Below are 20,907 nucleotides of genomic sequence, written 5' to 3' on the forward strand. Positions count from 1 at the left end.
CGCGCCCTATTAATAGCAAGTTGACGCACGAAAACGTGTGGCACGCCGATTGCATAGAGCTCACCAATTCCAACTTCGGTGCAAAGGCGCATCATGAAAACGACGTCGTTTTGGAAGGCGGGTCATACGCCGACCCTCCTTGCTTCCTTTTTCTATTTCGACCTGAGCTTCATGGTCTGGGTGCTGCTCGGACCGCTCGCCGTGCAGATCTCCAAGGATCTCGCTCTTACGCCCGCGCAGAAGGGCCTCATGGTCGCCACCCCGTTGCTCGCAGGCGCGCTGCTGCGCATCGTGATGGGCGTGCTTGTCGACCACCTGAAACCCAAGAAAGCCGGCGCCATCGGCCAGGTTATCGTGATGTCCGGACTGGTATGGGCGTGGCTGGGACAGCTGAACAGCTATGAAAGCATGCTCACGCTCGGCATCCTGCTCGGTATCGCCGGTGCGGCGTTTGCCGTTGCGTTGCCGCTGGCATCCCGCTGGTATCCGCCTGAACACCAGGGCACGGCACTAGGCATCGCCGGCGCGGGCAATTCCGGCACCGCCTTCGCCGCCCTGTTCGCACCGTCGCTCGCCTTGGCGTTCGGATGGCAGAACGTATTCGGTTTTTGCCTGATCCCCCTTGGTGTTGCCTTTCTCGTGTACATGATCTTTGCGAAGGATTCGCCCACCGCACCGCCTCCCAAGGCCATGGTCGAATACCTGCACGTGCTCAAGGACAAGGATGCGTGGTGGTTCATGTTCTTCTACAGCGTGACCTTCGGCGGCTTCTCCGGCCTGGCTTCGTCGCTGACGATCTATTTCAACAGCCAGTACGGCCTGTCTCCGGTTACTGCCGGCTACTTCACCGCCGCCTGCGTGTTCGCCGGTTCGCTGGTCCGCCCGGTCGGCGGCATCGTCGCTGACCGTATCGGCGGCATCAAGACGCTGTCCCTGATGTATGTGCTGGCCGCCCTGTTCCTGTTCATCGCCAGCACTGGCCTGCAATCCTACGAACTTGCGCTAGTCGTCTTCGTGCTCGCGATGCTGTCACTCGGTACCGGCAACGGTGCGGTATTCCAGCTCGTTCCGCAGCGCTTCCGCAAGGAGATCGGCGTCATGACCGGCCTGGTCGGCATGGCGGGTGGCATTGGCGGCTTCTATCTCGCTTCCAGCCTCGGCTATTCGAAGCAGATCACCGGCAGCTACCAGCTGGGCCTGACACTGTTCGCATCGCTGGCCGTGCTGGCCCTCGTTGGACTTACCGTGGTCAAGGGACGCTGGCGCACGACCTGGGGCAGCGCTTCCATGACGACAGCGAAGATCTGATCCAAAAATTTGAGTAACATGGACGGCGGGAGCGGCGAATGCAGTTCGCCGCTCCCGCCGTTTTTTTATCGCCTCCCCCGGATTCCACCATGCCCCTTTCCGTCAGTATCGGACACAGCACCCTCGCAGGACTGCGCGAGAGAAACGAGGATTTCGTCGGCATGGTCACGCCGAACGATCCCGAACTGTCGACCAAGGGCTTGATCGCTGCCATCGCCGACGGCGTCTCCGGCAATGAAGGCGGCCGCGAAGCGTCCGAATACACGGTGCGCGGCCTGCTAACGGACTACTACGCCACGCCGGACACCTGGCCGGTGACGCAGTCGCTGGACAAGGTCATCAAGGCCATCAACAGCTGGGTACAGAAGCAGGGATCGGTGCGGCCGGAACTGGCCGGCATGGCCACCACGCTCACCGCAGTCGTCCTGCGGGGCAATTGCTATTACTTTTCGCACGTGGGGGACACGCGGCTGTACCTGTTGCGCGGCGGTGCACTTACCCGCCTGACGACGGACCATGTGTGGGATCGCCCCGAGATGCAGCACGTGCTGACGCGCGCGGTCGGCCTCGATACGCGCCTCGCAATCGACCATGGCATGGGCGAGCTGCGCGAGCGGGACGTGCTGCTGCTGGCGTCGGACGGTGTCTGGTCGAGCATGACGGAATACGACATCACCCACGCTCTTGCAGACGTGGCAATGGGCAGCTGGGACGCGTCATCCTGTGCGGACGCGCTGGTCAAGGGGGCGCTTGCATCCGGCTCGACCGACAACTGCAGCGCGCTCGTCCTGCGCGTTGACGGCCTGCCGGAAGAAAACCTGCGCGACGCCTTGTCCGTATCCGCGCAATTGCCGGTCCCGCCCAAATTGAAGCCGGGGCAGACCATCGACGGCTACGTCGTGGAAGCCGTCATCCACAGTTCGCCGGCAACGCTGCTGTATCGCGTCGTCGATCCCAAGACGCAGCGCCAGCTCGTCCTCAAGACCTTGCACCCCGATCGTGCCGGCGACCCGCACGAACGGTCCGCCTTCGCCCATGAGGAGTGGCTGGCGAAGCGCGTCGTCGCCCGCTTCTTCCCGCAGGTGATCTCACCCGAGCAGAAGAACTACCTGTATTACCTGACCACCTGGCACGAAGGCGAAACCTTGCAGCAGAAGCTGGATGTCGGGGCGCATTTCACCGCGCCGGAAACAGTCACGATCGGCGAGAAACTGGTACGCGCCGTGGGCGCCCTGCACCGCCGCAGCATCATTCATCGCGACATCAAGCCGGGCAACGTCCACTTGGGGACGGACGGCGAATTGCGCCTGCTGGATCTTGGGGTGGCGATGTCAGGACTGGAAGAGGAAGAACCGCTGAACGCGCCCCAGGCCGGTACGCCGTCCTTCCTGGCGCCGGAACAGTTCGAAAATGCGCCGCCGTCCCGGCAGACCGACGTGTACGCGGCCGGCGTCACGCTGTACCTGATGCTGACGCGCCATTACCCCTACGGGGAAATCGAACCATTCCAGCGCCCGCGCTTTGCTGAGCCGGTGCTGCCAAGCAGGTATCGACCGGAAATTCCCCTATGGCTGGAGAACGTCCTGCTGCGTGCGGTAGCGCGCGATCCCGCGGACCGCTTCGAAACCGCGGAAGAATTCCTGCTCGCCCTCGAACGCGGCGCCAGCAATCCTGTCCCGCCACGCGCTGCGGTTCCCCTCGCAAAACGCGATCCCGTGGCATTGTGGCGCGCGGTAGCGACCATCTCCGTCGTGATCAACCTGCTCTTGCTCTACCTCGTCGTCGCCAGATAAAAGACAACGGGGGCCGAAGCCCCCGTCGCCCATCCCCCTCGTCATACCTTGTCAGGCAGCTTCCTTCATCGCCGCCGGATGCGCCTGGCGGTGATACAGGAATTCCAGCACCGCGCTGCGGTACTCGATGTACAGCGGATCGTGCGCCAGCGCGACTCGGTCGCGCGGACGGTCGAGTCGCACATGGACGATGTCGCCGATCGTCGCTGCCGGGCCATTCGTCATCATTACGATGCGGTCCGACAGGAGCACGGCCTCATCCACATCGTGCGTCACCATGACCACCGTCGATTCCGTCTCGGCCACGATCTTCAGCAGCTCGTCCTGCAAATGCGCGCGCGTCAATGCATCCAGCGCACCGAAGGGCTCGTCCATCAGGAGCACCTTCGGTTCCATCGACAACGCGCGGGCGATGCCGACACGCTGCTTCATGCCGCCGGAAATTTCGTGCGGGCGCTTCTGCTCGGCATGTGTCAGACCGACCAATGCAAGTGCGGCCTTGGTGCGTTCTTTCAGCTTGGCCTTGCTTGCGGTCGCGCCAAAGACGCGCTCCACTGCCAGATAGACGTTCTCGTAGCAGGTCAGCCACGGCAGCAACGAATGGTTCTGGAACACGACTGCGCGTTCCGGGCCTGGGCCTGCGATCTCCCGATTGGCGCACAACAGGGTGCCGTCGGTTGCCGTGAGCAGGCCGGCAATCAGGTTCAGCAGCGTCGACTTGCCGCAACCCGAGTGGCCGATCAGCGTCACGAACTCGCCCTTCTTCACATTCAGGTTGATGTCGCGCAGCGCGTGGAAGGTTCCCTTGCTGGTGTGGAACACCATCTCCGCCTTCTGGATTTCGATGAACTTGCTTGTGTTGTCCATGATGCGCTCCTTAATTGCGGACGTCTTCGTAGGTGAATGCCTTGGCGATGGCGACCAGCGCCTGTTCCAGCAGGAGGCCGACCACACCGATCACGACGATGGCGATGATGATGTGCGGCACGTTCAGGTTATTCCACTCGTCCCACACCCAGAAGCCGATGCCTACGCCGCCGGTCAGCATTTCCGCCGCGACGATCACCAGCCATGCGGTGCCGATCGCCAGGCGCACGCCGGTCAGCATGTAGGGCAGCACCGATGGGAACAGGATCTTGGTCACGATCTTCCATTCGGACAGGTTGAGCACCTTGGCGACATTCATGTAATCCTGCGGCACGCGTTGCACGCCGACGGCGGTGTTGATGATCATCGGCCAGATCGAGCAGATGAAGATCGCCCAGATCGCCGCCGGATTCGCCGCCTTGAATACCAGCAGGCCGATCGGCAGCCATGCGAGCGGCGACACCGGTTTCAGCAGGCTGACGATGGGATTGAACATGCCCGCAAGGAACTTAAAACGGCCGATCATGAAGCCCAGCGGGATGCCGACCAGCGCGGCCATGCCGAAGCCCATACCGACCCGCTTGAGCGAGGACCACAGGTTCCAGCCGATGCCCTGGTCATTGGGCCCCTTCTGGTAGAACGGATCGGAGAACAGCTTGATCGCATGCTCCAGCGTCACCATGGGCGTAGGAAAGCCGTTGCTCTTGGCGGCGACGATTTCCCATACGAGGACCAGCAGGGCTAGGCCGAAGATGGGCGGAAGTACCGCAAGGACGAAGGGCTTCAAGGACATCTTCCTTTCAGGTGTGGGTGCCACGACCTGCTTCTTCGCCATTTTCTTTGGCGGTGATTCGGACACCGGCTCGACCGGCTTGTTCAGTACGTTTTCCATGACTGCGCTCATGATGGCCTCTTAAACTTTGATCTTGAAGGAACCTGCATACATCTTCGGGTTCTTGCCGTCCCACACCACGCCATCGATCAGTTTGGAGGACCGCATCGGATCCTTCGGCACGCTCACCTTGGCCATGTTGGCCGCATCCTTGTACAGGTCGATCTGGTTGATCTGCTTCGCAACGGCCAGGTAATCGACGTCTTCCTTCAGCAGTCCCCAACGGCGATGCTGGGTCAGGAACCACATGCCGTCGGACAGGTACGGGAAGTTCACATAGCCGTCATTGAAGAACTTCATGTGGTTCGGATCGTCCCAGGTCTTGCCCAGGCCGTTCTGATAGCGGCCGAGGATGCGCTGGTTGATGGCATCGACGCTGGTGTTGACGTAGGACTTGTCGGCCACGGTTTCGGCCATCTTCATCTTGTTCTGCAGTCCCGCATCGATCCACTTGCTGGCTTCGAGCACCGCGGCAGTCATGGCGCGCGCCGTGTTCGGATATTTCTTTACCCACTCGGCCGTCGTGCCGAGGACCTTTTCCGGATGGTCTTTCCAGATGTCCTGCGTGGTGACGCCGGTGATGCCGATGCCGTCCATGATGGCGCGATGGCCCCAGGGCTCACCCACGCAGTAGCCGTCCATATTGCCGACGCGCATGTTGGCAACCATCTGCGGCGGCGGCACGGTAATGATCTTTGCATCCTTCATCGGGTCGATGCCGTGCGCAGCAAGCCAGTAATACAGCCACATCGCGTGCGTGCCGGTCGGGAAGGTCTGCGCGAAGGTGTACTCGCGCTTCTCGGCCTGCATCAGCTTGGCCAGCGAAGCACCGTCCACGGCGCCCTTGTCGGAAAGTTTTTTCGACAGGGTGATGGCCTGACCGTTGTGGTTCAAGGTCATCAGCATTGCCATGTCTTTCTTCGGTCCGCTCATGCCGAGATGCAGGCCGTAGACGAGGCCGTACAGTACGTGCGCCGCATCCAGTTCGCCGTTGACCAGCTTGTCGCGCACCGCCGCCCAGGATGCTTCCTTGGTCGGCGTGATCTTGATGCCGTATTTTTTGTCGATGCCCAATACGGATGCCATGACGACCGAAGCGCAGTCGGTCAGCGGAATGAAGCCGACCTTGACTTCTTCTTTCTCAGGTTTGTCGGAGCCTGCGGCCCATGCGCCTTGCGTGGCCAGTCCTCCGAAGGCGCCTGCAGTCATTGCGGCACCTGCCTTGATCAGGCTGCGACGAGTCAGGTTCGTTTTGGATCCTTTTATAGTCATGATTTCCTCATGAATGATTTCGAAACTGGCAAAAAGAAAGGCGTCCGTCACTGCGAGTCGAAACGCGCGTGAACGGACGCCTTTGTCCAAACCACCCTCACCAACTTTGGTCAGGACGGGGTATTCAGTCGGTGCGCCGTCGTTGGCGCTTGATCCCTAATTGCAAGTGGTGTGCCAACGATTGTCAGCCGGTTTCCTACATATTTGATCCAGATTAAGCGGGATTGGCGCACTCATTTCGTGCGTTGCATTAAAAAAGGGCGCTCAGATGAGCAGATCGACGACATCGAGCATGCGTTGCGCCACTTCGGACAGCTTCAGGTTCTTGTCCATCGCGAGGCGGCGCAGCTTCTTGTATGCCTCGTCCTCGGTGCAATGATGGCGCTCCATGAGCAAACCCTTGGCGCGTTCGATGACCTTGCGTTCGGCAAGCTTGAGCTTGGTTTCGGAGAGCTCATGGCGAAGCTTCTGGTCCACCTCGAATCGCGCGATGGCCACGTCGAGCACCGCCTTCACCCGCTCTGCCGAGAGGCCTGCCACGACATAGGCAGAGACGCCTGCCTCAATGGCAGCATGCATCTTTTCCCTGTCGTTGTCCTCGGTGAAGCAGACGATGGGGCGACGATCATTGGCAGTGGCGGACACTACCTTTTTCAGCGCGGCGTCGGACTGTTCGTCGACGATGATCACGTCGGGCTGCAGTTGCGCGATTTGCTCTTCCAGGTCGGCATCCGGCGGCAGCGCCGCGAGGATGTTGTAGCCGCTTTCGAGCAGACCGATGCGGATCGCGCGGGCCCGTTCCGCCTGCAGTTGCGCGGCCCGGTCCGCGCCTTCGGGAACGACGAGTGAGTTGATGACAACGATCTTGAGCTGTTTGGAGTCGTTCATGGTATGAGAACCTCTGTGCGCTAATCCTATAAAATAGGGCTTTGCAAGAACCTTGCCATCCAGCCCCCCATCCCATGCTTGTCCTCGGCGTCGAATCCTCCTGTGACGAAACCGGCCTGGCGTTGTACGACACACAACGCGGCCTCCTTGCGCACGCCCTGCATTCGCAGGTCGCCATGCATGAGGAATACGGCGGCGTGGTGCCGGAACTGGCGTCGCGCGACCACATCCGGCGCGCGATTCCCTTGCTGGAACAGGTGTTGGCAAAAGCGGAAGTCACACGTCCGGCAATCGATGCAATCGCGTATACACAAGGACCGGGCCTGGCCGGCGCACTGCTGGTCGGCGCCTCGGTCGCCTGCGGACTCGGCCTCGCGCTCGACCGGCCTGTGCTGGGTGTCCATCACCTCGAAGGCCACCTGCTCTCCCCGCTGCTATCGAAGGATCCGCCCTCCTTCCCGTTTGTTGCCTTGTTGATCTCGGGCGGTCACACGCAACTGATGCGCGTGGACGGCGTTGGCCAGTACACCCTGCTCGGTGAAACGATGGATGACGCTGCAGGTGAAGCTTTTGACAAGTCGGCCAAGCTGCTCGGCCTCGGCTATCCCGGCGGTCCGGCAATTTCGCGCCTGGCCGAATTCGGCGATCCGGGCACCTACAAGCTGCCGCGTCCGATGCTGCACTCCAAGGATCTCAACTTCAGCTTCTCGGGCCTGAAGACCGCCGTCCTGACGCTCGTGAAAAACCATGTGGTGAATATCTGCGAACAGGACAAGGCAAACATCGCGCGCGCCTTCGTCGACGCCATCGTGGATGTGCTGGTCGCAAAATGCCTGTCCGCGCTGAAGGAAACCGGCCTGAAGCGGCTGGTGATCGCCGGCGGCGTCGGCGCCAACCGGCAGCTGCGGGAAGCGTTGAACGCGGCGGCGCAGAAACGGCGCTTCCGTGTGTTCTATCCCGAGCTGGAATTCTGCACCGACAATGGCGCGATGATCGCTTTCGCGGGGGCGATGCGCCTGCAGATCAATCCGCAGGCGGCCAAGCGCGATTATGGGTTCAATGTCCGTCCGCGCTGGCCACTGGACGAACTACGCGTGGTCTGACTTACTTCTTCTTGCTGCCGATCCGGCTTTCCTTGCCGGCCAGCAGGTTGGCGATGTTCTGGCGGTGACGGTAGATGAGCAGTGCGCTCATGATGCCGACCGCCAGCAACTTGGCATCCACGCCGAACAGCAGGCCGTAGTAAAACGGCGCAAAAATGCTGGCCACCAGGGCCGCCAGCGAGGAATAACGGAAGGCATACGCAATCACCAGCCACGTCACCAGCGTCGCAAGCCCGAGCCAGCCATTCAAACCAAGCAGCACGCCCAGTGCCGTCGCCACGCCCTTGCCGCCGACAAAGCGGAAGAACACAGGCCACAGGTGGCCAAGAAACACCGCCACTGCCACCAATGCGATACCTGCGTCGCCAACGCCATACTGCTCGCCGAAACGCATCGCCAGCCACACGGCAAGCCAGCCCTTGAAACCATCCCCCAGCAGCGTCAGCGCCGCCGCGGCCTTGTTGCCGCTGCGCAGGACGTTGGTTGCGCCCGGATTCTTCGATCCGTAGGTGCGCGGGTCGGCCAGGCCGAAGAGGCTGCTGACGACGACAGCGAACGAGACGGAGCCGATCAGGTAGGCGGCGATGGCAAACAGCACTGTGGACATTCTCTCCCTTTCAGATTGTTGGGTACGCGGCGCTCACTCGTCGAGCGCGCAATTGACCGTTTTGACCGGCAGGACGTTGGCGAGGGCTTTCGGATCGATGCCGACCAGATAGCCGCGCCTGCCGCCGTTGATATAGATCTTGTCCAGCGCGAGGATGCTTTCCTCGACATAGACAGGCATGGCCTTGCGGGTACCGAAAGGCGAGGTTCCCCCGACCAGGAAGCCGGAATGGCGGTTCGCCACCTCCGGCTTGCAGGGCTCGACGGACTTGCAGCCGATCTGGCGTGCCAGGTTCTTGGTCGACACCTTGCGGTCGCCGTGCATCAGCACGACCAGGGGCTTGGCCGCTTCGTCCTGCATGATCAGCGTCTTGACCACATGATGCTCGTCCACACCCAGTTCGCGCGAGGAGACGGCGGTGCCCCCGTGCTCTTCATAGGTGTAGGGATGCTCGGTGAATGCGACGCCCTGCTTGCGCAGGAATTGCGTGGCGGGCGTTTCGGATACGTGTTCTTTCTTTGCCATGGCACGTGCCAAAAAATTTTGGCCACAATTATGCAGCAAGAACAGCGGTTTTCGACCTTCCTTGCGCTTTTGTCATGCCGCCGACAGGAGCGGCTGGCGGCACAGCAGTTCGCAGAAAGCGGCCGGCGGCACTGGCTTGCTGTAGTAGTAGCCCTGTGCGAACACGCACTGCCGCGCGCGCAGGAAAGCGGCCTGATCGGCCGTCTCCACCCCCTCGGCAATCACTTTGAGGTTCAGGCTGTGCGCCATGGCGATGATGGCATTGGTGATCGCCGCATCATGCTGCGCCTGTCCGATCCCGCGCACGAAAGACTGGTCGATCTTGAGCGCATGGATGGGGAAACGCTTCAGGTAGGACAGACTCGAGTAACCGGTGCCGAAGTCATCCACCCAAAGCTGCACGCCCATTTCGCTCAGCTGCGTGAGCGGCACCAGGTTTTCCTCGCTCGGATGCATCAGGAAGTTTTCGGTGATCTCCAGCTCCAGCGCTGCCGCCGGCACGCCCGTTTCCAGCAGGATGCGCTCGACACTGCCGACAAAATCCGGCTGAAGCAATTGGCGCGCTGACAGATTCACGGCCATGCACAACTCCGTATGCCCTGCATCGCGCCAGCGCCGCAATTGCAGGCACGCCTCGCGCAAGACCCATTCACCGATCTGGGTGATCAATCCTGTTTCCTCGGCAATCGGAATGAATTCCGCCGGAGGAATGAAGCCGCGATCCGGCTGCAACCAGCGCAGCAGGGCTTCCGCTGAAACGATCTTGCCGCGCTCCATGTCGACCTGCGGCTGGTAATGCAGGCTGAATTCGCCGCGGGAGATCGCCTGGCGCAGCTGGTTGGCGATCGCAAGCCGGTACTGCGCGGCGACATTCAGGCTTTGCATGAAGAACTGATAGTTGCCGCGTCCCTTGCCCTTGGCATGGTACATCGCGGTGTCCGCCGCGCGCATGAGCGTGTCCGCATCCTCGCCGTCGTCGGGATAGAGGCTGATGCCGATACTGCAGCCTGCATGCAATTCGTGACTGTTGACGTAGAAAGTGCTCCTGAGTTCATCGAGGATTTTCTGCGCCACCGACGCGGCAGCATGGTCATCATCGATGGATGGCAGCACCAGCACGAATTCATCGCCGCCAAGGCGGGCAAGCGTATCGCCGCGGCGCAGGCATCGCTGCAAGCGTTCGGCAACCATCTGCAGCAACTGGTCGCCAACCTGATGGCCGAGCGAGTCATTGATGTGCTTGAAATCGTCCAGGTCGATGAACATCACCGCGACGGATTTCACGATGCGCTGCGATTGCGCAACCGCCTGCCGCAGCCTGTCCAGCAGCAGCGCACGGTTAGGCAGGCCGGTCAGGGTGTCGTGGTGCGCCATGTAGCTGATACGGTGCTCGGCCTGCTTGCGCTCGATCGCGATGCCGGCAATGCGCGCGGCAAAATCGGCCAGCCGCAATTCGGCCGGCAAGGGGGTGCGCACCTGCCGGTAATACATGGCGAAGGTTCCCAGCACCGTGCCCTGCTGCGACAGGATCGGCGTCGACCAGCACGCGCGCAAGTCGTGCCGCAAGGCGGCATCCCGATAGTCCCGCCACAAGGGATCGTGTTCGATGTCGTTGACAACCACGCGCCGGCCGAGATGCACGGCGGTGCCGCAGGAGCCGGCAGCAGGCCCGATGGGCATCGCTTCAAGAAGTTCAACGCAGGCGACCGGCAGGCCGGCCACCGCCCCCGCGCGCATGCGCTGGCCGTCTTCCGCAAGCAGCATCACCGATCCGATCATGCCTTCGGACTGCGACTCGATCACGCCGACGAGACAGGTCAGCACGTCATGCAGTGAAGCGCCAGTGGTAATCATTTCGAGCACACGTGCCTGGCCGACGTGCAATGCCTCGGCCTGCTTCTGTTCGCTGATTTCCTTGCCCGTGCCGCGGTAGCCGCGGAACACGCCGTCATCGTCGAACAGCGGTTCGCCGCTGATGCTGAACCAGTGCCACCGTCCGTCCTCCGCATGCACCTTGTATTCGAGGTCCCGGAACGGCAGGTGTGCCTTGAGGATACGCACGTGCTCCTCCCAGGCCGTCGGGTCGAGCGTGCCCTCATCGATGGCAAGATCGCGGCGCGTCTTGCCGATCAGGTGCTCCGGTACCATTCCGCCGACGCGACCGACACCCTCCGACATAACCGTAAACCGGAAATGTTCGTCCTGTTCCCAGTACCAGTCCGAGGACAAGTCGGTCAGGCTGCGGAAGCGCTCCTCGCTCCGGATCAGCGCCTGCTCGGCGCGCTTGCGCTGGATGAACTGGCCGATCTGGCTGCCGATGACCTGCATCATGCCGATCATTTCCTCGTCAGGCATGCGCGTTTCGCGGCTGAAGAATGCCATGACGCCGGCGACGCTGCCGCCCAGCAGGACGGGGACGGCAAAGCTGCCATGCAAGCCGATCTGCGCCGCTTCACGCGGACGCCGGAACGCCGGCTCCGCCGTCACATCGGGCACCCAGAGCGGTTGCTGCGAGCGGACGATCAGTGCAGGCAGTCCGGTAGACACCGAGACCGCATTCTTCCTCGCCGTCGCCACGAACGCGGTTGGGGCAACGGAGGCGGATTCCCATGCCTGCATCAGCCTGAACGTATCCGCGTTCTCGTCGACTTCCCACAGTTCACCGATTTCCCAGCCAAAGTTCGTGCAGATCGATTCGAGCAGCGGCAATGCCGCCTGGACCAGGGACGTGGCGTCGGCCAGGACACGCGTGACCGCGAACTGGACCGCCTGTCGCTGCTCCGCGCGACGCCTGTCGGTCATGTCGCGTATGTTGCATTGAATGACGCGTGCTTCGTCGACCTGGTACGCGCTGCTGACGAATTCGACGACGAGTTCATGCCCATCGCGCGTTTGCAGCGGCAGCGAGTCGTGCCGTACTGAATCTTTTTCCTGCAATTCCTGGAAGAGCGCATGGCATTCCGGCCGGTGCCTGAAGGGCATGACGTCGCGGATGCATTTGCCGACGAATTCCTCATAACGATAGCCGAGCATCTGGAGCAGGCAGGTATTCACATCCGTCACTACGCCAGACGCGGAATGCAGCAACAGGATGCCGTCCTTCGCCGTTTCGAACAGGCGGCGGTAATGCGCTTCGGACAGCTGGAGCTCACGCTCTATCCTGCGCCGCTCGGCGTTTTCCTCTTCCAGGTCAGTGTAGAGGCGGGCATTGTCGAGCGAGATGGCCGCCTGCGAGGAAAGCAGTTCCAGCACTCCGAGCGCGTCCGCCGAAAATGCGCCGGCGAGGAGGTTGTTTTCCAGGTACAGCAGGCCGACCAGTTCCGCCTGCCGGAAGATCGGCTGGCAAAGGACGGACTTCAGGTGGTTCGACGCAATATAGGGATCGGAGGCGAACCGCGCGTCGGCCACCGCGCTCTCGAGCAGGACTTTCTGTCGCGTGCGCCAGACATAGTTAACCAGGGTCACCGGCAACAACGGCGTCGACGACAGCCGGAGCGCATTGAGGCGACGTGCCTGCACGACGCCGCGCTCATCCAGCACCGCTTCCGCCTCGATCGCCAGGTCGGCGCCATGCTGAAGGATGACATACCCCTTCTGCGCGCCCGCCTGCTCGATCACAACCTGGAGCAACCGCGACAATAGCCGGTCGAAGGCAATCTCGCCGGACAGTGCCTGGGATGCCTTGATGACGGCAAGTGCGTCCAGCTGCAGGGTGCCTCGCGGCAGGGAGTCGTCGGCAAGGACGGTGTCGCTTCCCTGCAACTGCGGATACAACGATTCGAGCTGACGTACTTTTCCGGCTGCGCCCCAGCGCGCGTAACAGGCGTGCGCATGCCGAAGGTAGGCGTCCGCACTGCGCCCGGAACCGCGCGTACGATAAAAATAGGCGGCCAGCTCATTGGCAAGCGCCTCGTCCTGCATGAAACCGTGCAGCGCCGCAAGACGAATCGCCTGCTCGTAACGCTGCATCGCGTCAAGATCGCGGCCCTCGATGCGCGCCATTTCCGCAGCGACCATCGCATACCGGTGCAGGAAATTCTGCGGGCAATTTTTTGCCCACAGGCGCAAGCGTTTCTGATGCTCATTCAGGATGCCGGCATACTCCAGCTGCCGCTCTGCATCGACCTGGGTGTAGATCGCCGTCAACGTCAGCGCCTGGTAAAAGGTGCAGCTTGCCTCGATCGGCATCGACGTCATCACGTCTTGCATTTTCATTGCCAGCCGGGACGCATCGAGCGCATCCCCGTAGCGGCGATACAGGTAGCTCGCGATGAGCTTCATGACGTGGTAGAAGGCAGTCCCGGAGCGAAACCGCGTCCGCTCGAACGACTGCAGGCATTCCTCCTCGTCGAACCTGTCGTCGCTGAAGCCGGCCTGCTCTGTCGTCGCCCCCTTCATGCTTGCGACGAACTGTTGCTCGAGCCGGATCGCGCGCCACGCTGCATCATTGCGGCTTTGCTGCGCGAAGGCGGCGTATCCCTGCAAGCCCTTGGCGACTTTATCCAGGGAATCCCCCTTCTCGATCATCTGCCAGGGCGTCCGGTACGACGAGTAGCCCGCCCATACGAGATCGCCAACCTCGAGGCAGGCCCGGAACCCCTCTTCCATCAGGGCGATGTTGTCAGCGAAGGGCTTGTGCCAGAAGTTGAGGTAATTGCCGTGCAGGAAAAGCAATGCTCCCCGCATCCGCACATCATTGAATTTTTCGTTCAGGCGCAGGCCCAACCCGGAGAACGCATAGCCGGACGCAAGGTCGCCGAGCCGCGATGCGAGTAGCATGCCGTAGCCGCTGTAGGCCACGCAGGATTTTGCGGTGTTCCCATATTCCAGCGACAGATTCACTGCCTTGAGAATGAGCAGCGGATAGAGCCGATTGCGTGCGACAAAGGCACAGGGAAGCATCTCCACGAGCAACGCGATGGTGGCGGCTGCGGCCTTGTTCGCGGCGGCCGGCAGATCGAACAGGTCTGCCGGCGAGCGTCCGGCCAGACCGGCAGCGATGCGCACGCGTTCCTTATCTTCCAGCATGGCGATTTCCGTATCGTCGGACGGAATTGCGAGTCCGAAGAGTTGCAATCCGGCGCATCCTGCCGCTACCGCTTCGTCGAAGCGGCCTGCCGTCTGGCACAGTCCCATGCGTAGTCCGTAGACGCGCGCCCGGTCAAGTGGTGCGGAAGCGTGTTGCAGGAGGAGTCCGAACAAGGCCTCGGCGCGTTCGCCATCCCCGCTCAGGTACTCGCATTCGGCGAGTTCGAAATGAATGTCAAAAGCGCGCCCAGGATCCGTTGTCCAGATTTCGGACGCCAGAAGGGAGACCGATCTTCGGAGATAGTTGCGCGCGGCGGCGTAGGCAATCGCCGATTTGGCTTTCCTTCCGGCGAGCCGGTTGAGCCGGCAGAGCAGTTCTCGCTCGGTCCTGTCAATGGACGCCTCAGTGCACTGGTTGAATTGGTTAACGACGTCGAACACCTGCTCCTCTGCCTGTTCAGCAGTAAAGGCGGCAATGCAGGCCCGTCCGATGTCCAGATGAAGCGCACCGCGCCCGCTGGCATCAATCATGGAGTACGCGGCTTCCTGCACCCTGTCGTGCAGGAATTTGTAGTCGTCACCGACGCGCAGGACGAGGCCCGCGCGCAGCGGTTCCGCAAGCACTGCCGGCAGGTCCTGTGCGGCGCATTCGAGCGCCGCGGCCAACAGTTGGGCGCGGGCGCGTGTACCGAGGCAGGCAAAGCGTTGCAATGCTTGCTGTGCCTCGGGAGACATCCGCATGAGCTTGCCGATCATGAACTCGGCCACGTTATCCGTGAAACCGTACGCTTCGATTCGCGGCATGTCCCAGCGCCAGGCCGACAGTCTTCGATCGAACGCGATCAGGTGCTGCTCGTGCAATGCGGATAGGAACTGGATCGCGAAAAAGGGATTGCCTCCGGTCTTTTCGCTGATGAGCCGCGCGAGTGGCAGCGTGTGCTGTTCGTCGCAATGAAGCGCATCGGACAGCAGCGCATTGATCGCCCGGTCAGGTAGCGCATCCAGCACGATCTCGGTGACCGGCGCCCGTCCCTCGCGCAATGCATCGATACTCAGGCGGAAGGGATGCGCAGCGCTTACCTCGCTGCTGCGGTAGACGCAAACCGGCATGAAATAGCGCATGTCCGGGTGAAGCAGCAAGCTTTCGATCAGTGCAAGGCTGGCCGGATCGGACCATTGGAGGTCGTCCAAGAACAGGACCAGCGGATGCTCCTTCCGCGCGAACACGCCAATGAACTGGCGGAAGACGATGCCGAAGCGATTCCGTGCTTCCGTCGCGGGAAGCTCAGGCACAGGTTGCTGCGCACCGATGATCAGCTCGACCGTCGGGATGACATCGACGATCAGTTGTCCGTTGACGCCAAGCGCCTCCTGCAATTCATGACGCCATTGGCTGATGCGCTCCTCGCTTTGCGCAAGCAGTTCCAGCACCAGCGCGGCAAATGCCTGAACGATCGTGGAGTAAGGAATATCCCGCTTGTACTGGTCGAATTTCCCGGATGCGAAAAGCGCCTGCTCGCGGGCGATCGGTTTGTACAGCTCGTTGACGAGCGCGGATTTTCCGATGCCGGAGTAACCGGTCACCAGCACCAGTTCCGGACGCCCTTCGCCCACGACACGCTCGAACGCCAGGCGCAACAGTTCGATTTCCTTGTCGCGCCCGTACAGTTTCTGCGGCAACTGGAAGTGCGACGGCACATCGTGGCGGGCAAGGACAAAGGAATCGATGCTGCCATGCTCGTCCCACTGACGGCCACATTCCTGCAGGTCATGCAGGAGGCCCTCGGCACTCTGATAGCGCGCTTCCGGCTCCTTCGCCAGCAGTTTCATGACGATCGCCGACAACGCCGGCGGCAGGAGAAGATGCAAGTCCGACGGAGGAAGCGGCATACGCGCGATGTGGCAGTAAATCCACCCCATGGCATCGTCGGCCTTGAAGGGCAGCCGCCCTGTGAGCATCCGGTAGAAAATGACGCCGAGCGCATAAAGGTCCGTCCGCCGATCGGGTATCCGGTTCATCCGCCCGGTCTGCTCCGGCGCCATCGTGGATTGCGGTACACCCTCGTCGATTGCCGCATTCTGCTGCTGTCCGGGCAATGCTTCGGCATACCCCAGACCGACAAGGCATGCTGCTCCTGCCGCCTCGTCCACAAAGATGCAGCCAGGCTCCAACCCCTTGTGCATGATGCCCCGTGCGTGCAGGTCCGCGACGGCAGTGACGACTTGGGAAGCAATCGAAAGGAAGCGGCGCGGCTCCATTGGACTACCGCATAGCGCGGACAAGGGTTCGCCACCGGGCTCCCCCAGGATTAGTGCGGGCCGCCCTTCGCATGTGTCGATCGCCACATGTTTGGCGACGAACACGGAGTCGATTGCGCTCCCAATGGCAAATGCATTGCGCAGCCAGTCCACGTGGCGAGAGCCATAGTGCTCGGGGACGAGATGCACGAGAACGGAGCGGCCGTCATCCGTGCGCTGCCCCCGGCACAGAATCCCTATGCTGCCGACGTGCAGGATCTTGCTTACCGAATACATCCCGTCCCCGATCGTGCGCAAATGGCTTGCGCGTTTTCTTGTGCAGCCGATTTTGCTCGACTGATCCTGTTTCCAACTTGAAAGTCTCCTTCATCCAGCCTAATGGAGTATTTCTCCGGATACAAGTAGTAGCGCGCACGGTACGTTCTTTTGGAATGGCCTCTCTATTGCGGAGTTATCAAGTGAGCAAGACCGCGCATTCCTGTTGACCGGCCTCAAGGATGTGTTCAAAAGGCGCTTGCATTCAAGCCTGTTCGCGACGTGTGTGATAAATAAGGCAAGGCACTGCAGAACACCTTTAACGAAAGTTTTTTGTGCGGCGCACAAAAAGTGCTTGACATCGAAGAATCCATCCATAAAATAGGAATTGTTGCGGCGCACAATAACGTGGCCGCCCCTCATTCCCGCCTACTTTCAAGGAGCGAACCATGTTTACCCTTCCCGAACAGTTTTCCAATGCTGCCAAAGCCAATTTCGAAGCACAGCTGTCCCTGATCACCAACCTGACCAGCAAGGCGTTCGAGAGCGTCGAAAAGGTCGTCGACCTGAACCTGAACGTGGCGAAGGCTTCCCTCGAAGATTCGTCCATTGCCGCCCGCCAGCTGCTGAGCGCCAAGGATCCGCAAGAATTCTTCTCGCTGTCCGCCGCTCAGGCCCAACCCGCTGCCGCCAAGGCCATCGCCTACGGTCGCCATCTCGCAGGCATTGCGACCAGCGCCCAGGCTGAGCTGACCCGCGCGACGGAAGAGCAAATTGCTGAAACCGGCCGCAAGATGACGGCACTGGTGGAAGACGTGTCGAAGAACGCACCGGCAGGTTCCGAAAACGTGATCGCCATCGTCAAGTCCGCCATCGGCAACGCCAACGCCGGCTACGAACAGTTCAACAAGACTGCCAAGCAGGCCGCTGAAGTGATCGAAGCGAACGTGAATTCGGCAGTCAACCAGTTCACGCAAGCCGCAGAAAAGACCACCAGCCGCGCACGCAAGTAATCCTGCGCAGTGGCAGAAATGAAAACGGGCCGTTGGCCCGTTTTTTTTTGCAGTTCAGCGTCGCGCCGCCGGCGCCCTGCGATAGGGAGGCGAGCCCTCCACGCCTGTCATCACATCCGCGAATACTCGCTCAACGTCGGGCACGTCCTTCAGCCGACTCTCCATGTCGGATGCCTGCTCCCGCCGTTCGACACATCCTTCAATCCAGACAAAACGCCGCTTGACCGTGATCCACAGGCTAGCCGCACCGTGTACGGTCACATGCTTCCGGATATAGCGCGCGATCTCCGCGTCATACCGGTAGGCATTCGGTTCGACGCATGCACCAGACAGCCAGCAGGATGTGCCCCGCTCGGCCCGCGCATGCGATTCGGCTTTCATTTCAGTGTCGGTCAGCAAGGGACCAAGGGGTACCGGACACCCAGGCATGGTGTCGGCTATCTGGAAGAACGGATCGTCGAACCAGTTCCGAAGCGCGGTGTTGTCGGCATAGGCAGCGCCGGACGCTGTCAAGGCAAGCGCGAATAACAGGCGCATGCCGCGTCAGGGAAGTCAGATGTGTGTCACCAGATAGGTAGCCGCGAAGGTGGCGGCAACGAGGACAAGGTAAGAAATCGTACGCAAGCTTTCCATGGCAGTCATCCGGGGAAATTCACTATTGGTCAACTGTATCAACTTCTGCGCCTGGCTAAATTGAGATTAAGCAATGGTTTTCTGCCCCGATTCACTGTCCTGAAAAATGCGTGTCCTACTCCGTGTCCTGGGATGTATCAGTCACGTCCAGCGTCTTCATCCGCAGGATCATGATCGTGACACCGACAGCGATGGCAAGCAGCATGCCCTTGAGCAGGACAGGCTTGACGAGGTAAACCGAGTACAGCATGGAAGGCCATAAAAGCACCATGCTCACGATTTTCGCCCGCTTCGGCAGCGCCCGCTTGTCCTCGAAATTGCGGAGATATTCACCGAAGATCGGATGATTCCGCAGCCACCGGTGCATGCGGTCCGAGCCGCGCATAAAGCATGCCGATGCAAGCAGAAGAAAAGGCGTGGTCGGAAGCAGCGGCAGGAAAACTCCAAGGATCGCCAGTACGACAGCAATGCAACCAACGACATTGAGCAGGATTTTCATCTGGTGCTGACTGGCGGCTAACCGCGCGGATGATGCACCGCGTGCAACTTCTTCAAGCGCTCGCGAGCCACATGGGTGTAGATCTGCGTCGTCGAAATGTCCGCATGCCCCAGCAGCAGTTGCACTACCCGCAGGTCAGCACCGTGGTTAAGCAGGTGCGTGGCGAATGCGTGCCGCAGGGTATGCGGTGACAAGGGTGCATTGATTGCAGCACGTAGCGCATGCTTCTTGATGAGCGTCCAAAACATTTGGCGTGTCATGGCGCCGCCGCGTGCAGTGACAAACAGCGCATCGTCGACTTGCCCGTTGAGGATCGCGGGACGCCCCTCCTTCAGGTAACGCTCGATCCAGGCGCGCGCCTCTTCACCGAATGGCACGAGGCGTGTTTTGCTGCCCTTTCCGGTGATTCGGAGCACGCCTTCGTTCATGCCGACTTCGATCGTCTTGAGCAAGACCAGCTCGGAAACGCGCAGGCCGCTGGCATACATCAGCTCGAGCATGGTCCGGTCGCGCAAGCCCAACGGCGAATTTAAGTCAGGCGCCGCGAGCAATGCCTCAACTTGCGCCTCCGACAGCGTCTTCGGATATCGCGGCGGTTGCTTGGCCGACCTGATCTTGAGGCATGGATCTTCAGTGACTCGGTTCTGGCGCAGTGCAAGCTGATAAAAACGCTTCAACACGGCGAGCCGGCGATTTGCCGAAGTCGCCTTGGTGTCCGCGTGCCGAGACGCAAAATACGCATTGATATCGGCGTCGGCCGCCGCATACAGACTCTTCCCCCGTTCCGCATCGAGCCAGGTGGCAAACAAGATCATGTCTCGCCGATAGGCGTCGAGCGTATTCCTCGCGAGGCCGTCTTCCAGCCACAAGGTGTCGCAAAATTCGTCAATCGACGCCTGGCTTGCGGTTGGCGCGACTGTCATCGATAGCCCTTGACGCCCTCATGGACGAGCAGCCACCGCTTCACGCCGATATGGAAGCCGGTTTCGTCGTCATGATTGGAAAAGCCGCCCAAGCCACCAGAGGCGGTGACGCGATGGCAGGGAATAATGAGCGGAAACCAGTTGGCGCCACAAGCTTGCCCTACGGCGCGCGGCGCGGAGCGAATCAGCTTTGCCACTTGACCATAGGTCAACACCTCCCCGCGCGGGATGCCGGAAATGGCATCCCAAACACGGCGTTGGTACGCAGTGCCAACCTCAGGCAAAGGCAGGTCAAACCTGAAATCTGGATCCTTCAGGTATTGCTTCACCTGCCGGGCGGCACGTTCAGACAATGCGTCCGCAGGCGCTTTCTCATTAAAGCTGCGAGGGAGATACACCAGTTCGCGTAACACTCCCGCATTTGTGCGAATACCTAGCGCACCAAAGGGAGCCTCGATAATGGCGGAAAATAATTGGCTGTTCTGCTGTACATGCATCGCGCTAGGATAAATCAAAATCCCGGACGTTTCCGCATCTCGACGCGGAACAGGCCGCAAAGAAAATCGGCGTGTCCGTTTCCGAACACGCCGATTGGCTGGATGCTATCGAACTTACTCTTCGAATGCTTCCTCGCGCTTCTTGCGCAATTGCGGGCTAAGCACGACGATCATCGCCAACGCTGCGAGCACCAGCATCGTGGCCGAGATCGGACGCTGCAGGAAGACCATCGGATCGCTGCGCGACAGCAGCAGCGCGCGGCGCAGGTACTCTTCCATCATCGGTCCGATGATGAAGCCCAGCAGCATCGGTGCCGGCTCCATTTCCAGCTTGGCGCAGATGTAGCCGAACAAACCGAAGCCCGCCATCATGAACACGTCGAACTCGCTGTTGTTCAGGCTGAACACACCGATCGCACAGAACACCAGGATGCCCGGGAACAGGAAGTGGTACGGCACCATGATCATGCGCACCCACAAGCCGATCATCGGCAGGTTCAGCACGATCAGGAAGAAGTTGCCGATCCACATCGAGGCGATGATGC

At 61.0% G+C, this 20,907-nt stretch carries 16 protein-coding genes; 4 read left to right on the forward strand and 12 right to left on the reverse strand.

Annotated elements, in window-relative coordinates:
- Positions 1–93 precede the first annotated feature (93 nt).
- The gene (locus ACNOHI_RS18505) at positions 94–1,308 is read left to right on the forward strand and encodes a nitrate/nitrite transporter (RefSeq protein ID WP_420476148.1); all 1,215 of its coding nucleotides are present in this window, start codon (positions 94–96) and stop codon (positions 1,306–1,308) included.
- An 89-nt stretch (positions 1,309–1,397) separates the two neighbouring features.
- On the forward strand, positions 1,398–3,101 hold the full coding sequence (locus tag ACNOHI_RS18510) for a protein kinase domain-containing protein (RefSeq protein WP_420476149.1): 1,704 nt from the start codon (positions 1,398–1,400) through the stop codon (positions 3,099–3,101).
- A gap of 51 nt (positions 3,102–3,152) precedes the next feature.
- Here ACNOHI_RS18510 and ACNOHI_RS18515 read toward each other — a convergent pair whose 3' ends face one another.
- The 4 genes from ACNOHI_RS18515 to ACNOHI_RS18530 all read right to left on the reverse strand — a co-directional run bounded on the left by ACNOHI_RS18515 (position 3,153) and on the right by ACNOHI_RS18530 (position 7,020).
- On the reverse strand, positions 3,153–3,968 hold the full coding sequence (locus ACNOHI_RS18515) for an ABC transporter ATP-binding protein (protein ID WP_420476150.1): 816 nt from the start codon (positions 3,966–3,968) through the stop codon (positions 3,153–3,155).
- 10 nt (positions 3,969–3,978) lie between these two features.
- Complete coding sequence (ntrB, locus tag ACNOHI_RS18520; RefSeq protein ID WP_420476151.1) at positions 3,979–4,872, reverse strand: nitrate ABC transporter permease; 894 nt, start codon at positions 4,870–4,872, stop codon at positions 3,979–3,981.
- A gap of 9 nt (positions 4,873–4,881) precedes the next feature.
- Complete coding sequence (locus ACNOHI_RS18525; protein ID WP_420476187.1) at positions 4,882–6,069, reverse strand: CmpA/NrtA family ABC transporter substrate-binding protein; 1,188 nt, start codon at positions 6,067–6,069, stop codon at positions 4,882–4,884.
- 327 nt (positions 6,070–6,396) lie between these two features.
- On the reverse strand, positions 6,397–7,020 hold the full coding sequence (locus ACNOHI_RS18530; protein ID WP_420476152.1) for an ANTAR domain-containing response regulator: 624 nt from the start codon (positions 7,018–7,020) through the stop codon (positions 6,397–6,399).
- 74 nt (positions 7,021–7,094) lie between these two features.
- On the opposite strand from ACNOHI_RS18530, the gene tsaD reads away from it, so the two are divergent.
- Positions 7,095–8,123, forward strand: a complete 1,029-nt coding sequence (tsaD, locus tag ACNOHI_RS18535) for a tRNA (adenosine(37)-N6)-threonylcarbamoyltransferase complex transferase subunit TsaD (RefSeq protein ID WP_420476153.1) — start codon at positions 7,095–7,097, stop codon at positions 8,121–8,123.
- A 1-nt stretch (position 8,124) separates the two neighbouring features.
- On the opposite strand, the gene plsY is transcribed toward tsaD, so the two are convergent.
- The 3 genes from plsY to ACNOHI_RS18550 all read right to left on the reverse strand — a co-directional run bounded on the left by plsY (position 8,125) and on the right by ACNOHI_RS18550 (position 16,818).
- Positions 8,125–8,730, reverse strand: a complete 606-nt coding sequence (gene plsY / locus ACNOHI_RS18540; RefSeq protein ID WP_420476154.1) for a glycerol-3-phosphate 1-O-acyltransferase PlsY — start codon at positions 8,728–8,730, stop codon at positions 8,125–8,127.
- 33 nt (positions 8,731–8,763) lie between these two features.
- Positions 8,764–9,255 carry a Cys-tRNA(Pro) deacylase gene (gene ybaK, locus ACNOHI_RS18545; protein WP_420476155.1) on the reverse strand — a complete coding sequence of 164 codons (492 nt, stop codon included), beginning with the start codon at positions 9,253–9,255 and terminating at the stop codon, positions 8,764–8,766.
- Positions 9,256–9,327: 72 nt separating this feature from the next.
- Positions 9,328–16,818: an EAL domain-containing protein gene (locus tag ACNOHI_RS18550; protein ID WP_420476156.1), complete on the reverse strand. Its 7,491-nt coding sequence runs from the start codon at positions 16,816–16,818 to the stop codon at positions 9,328–9,330.
- Positions 16,819–17,246: 428 nt separating this feature from the next.
- Here ACNOHI_RS18550 and phaP point away from each other — a divergent pair, with 428 nt between their 5' ends.
- A complete protein-coding gene (gene phaP / locus ACNOHI_RS18555; protein ID WP_420476157.1) occupies positions 17,247–17,810 on the forward strand; it encodes a TIGR01841 family phasin in 564 nt (187 codons plus the stop codon).
- 54 nt (positions 17,811–17,864) lie between these two features.
- Here phaP and ACNOHI_RS18560 read toward each other — a convergent pair whose 3' ends face one another.
- The 5 genes from ACNOHI_RS18560 to ACNOHI_RS18580 form a co-directional block, all read right to left on the reverse strand.
- A complete protein-coding gene (locus ACNOHI_RS18560; protein ID WP_420476158.1) occupies positions 17,865–18,347 on the reverse strand; it encodes a transporter in 483 nt (160 codons plus the stop codon).
- Between the two features lie 211 nt (positions 18,348–18,558).
- On the reverse strand, positions 18,559–18,942 hold the full coding sequence (locus tag ACNOHI_RS18565) for a YbaN family protein (RefSeq protein ID WP_420476159.1): 384 nt from the start codon (positions 18,940–18,942) through the stop codon (positions 18,559–18,561).
- Between the two features lie 17 nt (positions 18,943–18,959).
- Positions 18,960–19,865, reverse strand: coding sequence for a site-specific tyrosine recombinase XerD (gene xerD / locus ACNOHI_RS18570; protein WP_420476160.1), 906 nt, complete (start codon positions 19,863–19,865; stop codon positions 18,960–18,962).
- Positions 19,862–20,362, reverse strand: a complete 501-nt coding sequence (locus tag ACNOHI_RS18575) for a methylated-DNA--[protein]-cysteine S-methyltransferase (RefSeq protein WP_420476188.1) — start codon at positions 20,360–20,362, stop codon at positions 19,862–19,864. The genes xerD and ACNOHI_RS18575 overlap by 4 nt, the downstream gene beginning before the upstream one ends.
- 114 nt (positions 20,363–20,476) lie before the next feature.
- A partial coding sequence (locus ACNOHI_RS18580; protein WP_420476161.1) for a tripartite tricarboxylate transporter permease occupies positions 20,477–20,907 on the reverse strand: 431 nt, incomplete at its 5' end.

The organism is Noviherbaspirillum sp. ST9 (genome assembly GCF_048799745.1).
Taxonomy (GTDB): Bacteria; Pseudomonadota; Gammaproteobacteria; order Burkholderiales; family Burkholderiaceae_D; genus Noviherbaspirillum.

Coding starts and splice junctions, on each gene's coding strand:
- phaP (WP_420476157.1), top strand. CDS start 17,247: ATGTTTACCCTTCCCGAACAGTTTTCCAATGCTGCCAAAGCCAATTTC.
- ACNOHI_RS18565 (WP_420476159.1), bottom strand. CDS start 18,942: ATGAAAATCCTGCTCAATGTCGTTGGTTGCATTGCTGTCGTACTGGCG.
- ACNOHI_RS18510 (WP_420476149.1), top strand. CDS start 1,398: ATGCCCCTTTCCGTCAGTATCGGACACAGCACCCTCGCAGGACTGCGC.
- ACNOHI_RS18575 (WP_420476188.1), bottom strand. CDS start 20,362: ATGCATGTACAGCAGAACAGCCAATTATTTTCCGCCATTATCGAGGCT.
- ACNOHI_RS18525 (WP_420476187.1), bottom strand. CDS start 6,069: ATGACTGCAGGCGCCTTCGGAGGACTGGCCACGCAAGGCGCATGGGCC.
- ntrB (WP_420476151.1), bottom strand. CDS start 4,872: ATGAGCGCAGTCATGGAAAACGTACTGAACAAGCCGGTCGAGCCGGTG.
- ACNOHI_RS18530 (WP_420476152.1), bottom strand. CDS start 7,020: ATGAACGACTCCAAACAGCTCAAGATCGTTGTCATCAACTCACTCGTC.
- tsaD (WP_420476153.1), top strand. CDS start 7,095: ATGCTTGTCCTCGGCGTCGAATCCTCCTGTGACGAAACCGGCCTGGCG.
- ACNOHI_RS18560 (WP_420476158.1), bottom strand. CDS start 18,347: ATGCGCCTGTTATTCGCGCTTGCCTTGACAGCGTCCGGCGCTGCCTAT.
- ACNOHI_RS18505 (WP_420476148.1), top strand. CDS start 94: ATGAAAACGACGTCGTTTTGGAAGGCGGGTCATACGCCGACCCTCCTT.
- ybaK (WP_420476155.1), bottom strand. CDS start 9,255: ATGGCAAAGAAAGAACACGTATCCGAAACGCCCGCCACGCAATTCCTG.
- ACNOHI_RS18515 (WP_420476150.1), bottom strand. CDS start 3,968: ATGGACAACACAAGCAAGTTCATCGAAATCCAGAAGGCGGAGATGGTG.
- ACNOHI_RS18550 (WP_420476156.1), bottom strand. CDS start 16,818: ATGTATTCGGTAAGCAAGATCCTGCACGTCGGCAGCATAGGGATTCTG.
- plsY (WP_420476154.1), bottom strand. CDS start 8,730: ATGTCCACAGTGCTGTTTGCCATCGCCGCCTACCTGATCGGCTCCGTC.
- xerD (WP_420476160.1), bottom strand. CDS start 19,865: ATGACAGTCGCGCCAACCGCAAGCCAGGCGTCGATTGACGAATTTTGC.